4 protein-coding genes are annotated in these 2,972 nt (G+C 62.5%); 1 reads left to right on the top strand and 3 read right to left on the bottom strand.

What is annotated here, in order from left to right:
- Positions 1-28: 28 nt before the first annotated feature.
- From AC1D1X_RS19560 to AC1D1X_RS19550, 3 genes are read right to left on the bottom strand one after another with little or no spacing between them, the layout of a single operon-like run.
- Complete coding sequence (locus AC1D1X_RS19560; protein ID WP_477698942.1) at positions 29-877, bottom strand: fumarylacetoacetate hydrolase family protein; 849 nt, start codon at positions 875-877, stop codon at positions 29-31.
- A 23-nt stretch (positions 878-900) separates the two neighbouring features.
- Entirely contained in the window at positions 901-1,647 is a 747-nt protein-coding gene (locus tag AC1D1X_RS19555; protein WP_477668475.1) for an SDR family NAD(P)-dependent oxidoreductase, read from the bottom strand.
- Positions 1,644-2,378, bottom strand: coding sequence for an SDR family oxidoreductase (locus AC1D1X_RS19550; protein ID WP_477668476.1), 735 nt, complete (start codon positions 2,376-2,378; stop codon positions 1,644-1,646). The genes AC1D1X_RS19555 and AC1D1X_RS19550 overlap by 4 nt, the downstream gene beginning before the upstream one ends.
- A gap of 123 nt (positions 2,379-2,501) precedes the next feature.
- Between AC1D1X_RS19550 and AC1D1X_RS19545 the strand changes: the two genes are divergently transcribed.
- On the top strand, positions 2,502-2,972 hold a 471-nt coding region (locus AC1D1X_RS19545; protein ID WP_477698941.1), incomplete at its 3' end, for a FadR/GntR family transcriptional regulator.

The raw sequence follows: 2,972 nt of genomic DNA, 5'->3' as shown, positions 1-2,972 counted from the left end.
GGCTACACGAAGTGAGCCTGAACGGGGGTTACTTTTTATACGCCACCACCACCTGGTGCTGCTCACCCAGGCCTTCGATGCCCAGGGAGATTTTGTCGCCCTTCTTCAGGTACACAGGCGGCTTCATGCCCAGGCCCACGCCGGGCGGTGTGCCTGTGGTGATGACGTCGCCGGGCTCCAGCGTCATGAACTGGCTGACGTAGCTGACGATCTTGGCGACGCTGAAGATCATGGTCTTGGTGTTGCCTTTTTGAACGCGCTTGCCGTTCACCTCCAGCCACAGGCCCAGTTTTTGCGGGTTGGGCACTTCGTCACGCGTGACCAKCCAGGGGCCGAGCGGGCCGAAGGTGTCGCAACCYTTGCCCTTGTCCCAGGTGCCGCCGCGCTCAATCTGGAACTCGCGCTCGCTCACGTCGTTGATGGTGCAGTAGCCGGCCACGTAGTCGAGCGCCTCCTTTTGCGACACGTAACGCGCGGTCTTRCCGATGATCACGCCAAGCTCGACTTCCCAGTCGGTCTTGACCGAGCCCTTGGGCAGCATGATGGGATCGTTCGGGCCCTGGATGCAGCTGGTGGCCTTCATGAAAACCACCGGCTCGGCGGGAATCGGCAAGCCCGATTCGGCCGCATGGTCGGCGTAGTTCAGGCCGATGGCGATGAACTTGGGCACGCCATTGACCGGGCTGCCGTAGCGCGGCGAGCCTTTGACCAGCGGCAGCTTGTCGGCCTTGAGCTTGCGCAGTTTGGCAATCGCCGCATCGCCAAGCTGATCCGGGCCGATGTCCTTGATGACAGCGCTCAGGTCGCGCAGCTTGCCATTGGCATCAATAAGGCCGGGCTTTTCCTTGCCGGGGTTGCCATAGCGAACGAGTTTCATGGTTTTTCCTTCTGGTTAATGATTCAGTATGTAGAACGTCCGCCCGACAGATCGAAAACGGCGCCGGTTGAGAACGAGCAATCTTCAGTGCACAGCCAGCCAACCATGGCGGCTACCTCATCAGGCGTTCCGAAGCGGCCCATGGGGATTTTAGAAAGCATGAACTGTATGAACTCGGGCGTCATCTGCTCAAAAATCGGCGTTTTCACCGCGGCCGGTGTGATGCAATTGACGCGTACACCGGTATCGGCGAGTTCCTTGCCGAGGGATTTTGTCAGGGCGATCACCGCGGCCTTGCTCGCGCTGTAGGCGCTGGCATTCGGGTTGCCCTCCTTGCCGGCCACCGAGGCAATATTGACGATGCGGCCATAGTTGCGCGCACGCATGTGCGGCACGAGTTCACGGCAGCAGAAGAACAGGCCGTTGAGGTTGACCTGCTGCACCTGCATCCATTGCTCGGGCGGGTAGTCCCACAGCTTGACGTTGGGGCCGGTGATGCCGGCCGAGTTGACAAGCGCATCGATGGCCGGGTTATGCGCAACGGTTTGCTGGACCGCGTCCACCACGCTGGCATGGCTGGCCACATCGACGGCCACGGTATGCACCCCGGCGCCCAGCGCGCCCCTGGCCGCGGCCAGTGCCTCGGGGTTGATGTCCCACAGCGTCACCGTGCCGCCCGACGCCAGCATGCGCTGAGCCACGGCAAAACCCAGGCCGACCGCACCACCGGTGATGACCGCATGGCGCCCTTTCAGGTCCAGCTGGTTCATATGGTGATGCCGCCGTCCACGTTGTAGGCCTGGCCGGTCACGAAAGCAGCCTCGTCGCTGGCCAGAAAGACCACCAGCGGCGCAATTTCATGTGCCTGGGCCAGGCGCCCGAGCGGCTGGCGTGCGATGAAGGCCTTGCGGGCCGCCACGGGATCCTCGTTGGCATTGATACGGTCCTGCAGCGAAGGCGTGTCTACCGTACCAGGGCAAATTGCATTGCAGCGCACGCCATCGGCCACAAAGTCGGCCGCGACGCTTTTGGTGAGGCCAATCACGGCCGCCTTGGTGGTGCCATACACAAACCGGTTGGGCAGGCCTTTGATGCTGCTGCAGACGCTGGCCATGTTGACAATGCTGCCGCCCTTTTTTGCCTGCATGCCGGGCAGCACGGCCTGGATCATCCAGAACTGGGCCCGCACGTTGAGGTTGAAGGCGAACTCAAGGTCGGCATCGGTGGCCTGCAGGGCTGTGCCCCCGTGGACAAAACCGGCGCAGTTAAAAAGAATGTCCATGGGCGGCAGGCCACCTACCAGTTTCTGGATCGCCGCCTTGTCCAGCACGTCCAGGGGCAGCGCCGTGATGTTGGCCGCCCCTTTGTAGCTTTCCAGCAGCTCGGGCTTCAGGTCGGTGGCCCAGACCTGCGCGCCTTCGGCCGCCAGCGCCAGCGCAGTGGCATGGCCGATTCCCTGGCCGGCTGCGGTCACCAGCGCTTTTTTTCCTTCAAGTCTCATCTTCACTCCTACAGGGTTTTGCCGGATGTTGTCCCGGGGGTTTCATGGGATTATCAATTGGTCTTACCACTTGTCCAATTCTGGCTAACCCTTAAAGCCCCCACCTTTTCATCCTTTTCCCCCATGCCCCTGCAAACTGTCGAACCGCAACGCCTTTACCGCCAGATCGCCGAGCAGTTGCGCACGCTGATCTCGGCCGGCGAATGGGCCGTGGGCGCACGTCTCCCCGCCGAGCGCGACCTGGCACGGCAGTTGGGCGTGAGCCGGCCTTCGGTGCGCGAAGCGCTGATCGCGATGGAGGTCGAAGGCTGGGTCGAAGTACGCACCGGCTCGGGTGTCTATGTTCTGGACCGAAGCAAGCCCGCCAGCCACGACGGCAATGGAAGTGGCCGGGCCGCGCAGATCTCGCCGGACGAATGGGGTCCTCTTGAATTGATACGCGCCCGCCGCGTGGTGGAAGGCGAAGTCGCCGCCATGGCCGCGACCCAGGCCAAGCGCAAACACATAGACGCGATGGACAAGGCCATCGCCAGCATGCAGTTTGACGCTGACCGCGGCGTGCTGCCGCTGGAAGGCGACCGCGCTTTTCATACC

It is taken from the genome of Polaromonas sp. P1_G4 (assembly GCF_056405475.1).
The sequence above is the reverse complement of the archived record's forward strand: the minus strand, read 5'-3'. Positions and strand labels throughout refer to the sequence as shown.

What these genes read in the sequence shown, in the direction of transcription:
- AC1D1X_RS19555 (WP_477668475.1), bottom strand. Translation starts at nt 1,647, where the DNA reads ATGAACCAGCTGGACCTGAAAGGGCGCCATGCGGTCATCACCGGTGGT.
- AC1D1X_RS19550 (WP_477668476.1), bottom strand. Translation starts at nt 2,378, where the DNA reads ATGAGACTTGAAGGAAAAAAAGCGCTGGTGACCGCAGCCGGCCAGGGA.